The sequence below is a fragment of the Bradyrhizobium sp. Kon58 genome (genome assembly GCF_055807455.1).
This window is the reverse complement of record NZ_JBVVOT010000147.1, coordinates 1-475: the sequence shown is the minus strand read 5'-3', so window position 1 is coordinate 475 and position 475 is coordinate 1. Positions and strand designations below refer to the sequence as shown.

Genomic DNA, 475 nt, shown 5'->3' with positions numbered 1-475 from the left:
GAGCTATCGCTGAAAGTTGGTGACGGCGGGAATCGGAAAGGCGGCATATCGTGGGGGTGCTTGACGCCTCCACTTCTCCACCGAAGGAGCGATATGCCGTGTCCAACGATAACGTCATCCAGCTGATTCAGCCAGGAATCTTCGACGATCAACTCACAGAAGTCTTGCGCAACGGGGCACGTGCCCTTCTCGCCAAGGCGGTCGAGGCCGAAGTCGCAGACTTTCTCGGCCAGCATGCCGATTTGAAGACCGCGGACGGCCACCAGCGCCTCGTGCGCCACGGTCACCTGCCGGAACGCGAGGTGATGACCGGCATCGGTCCGGTCGCCGTCCGCCAGCCACGTGTACGCGATCGCGAGGCGGCCGCTACCGATCCTGGTCGCATCCGGTTCTCTCCGTCGATCCTACCGCCCTACATGCGCCGCTCGAAATCGATCGAGACGCTGCTGCCGATCCTTTACCTGAAGGGTATCTC

General features: G+C 62.1%; 1 protein-coding gene. It reads left to right on the top strand.

The window, feature by feature from the left end:
* Positions 1–98: 98 nt before the first annotated feature.
* A partial coding sequence (locus AC0L20_RS39880) for a transposase (RefSeq protein WP_473295649.1) occupies positions 99–475 on the top strand: 377 nt, incomplete at its 3' end.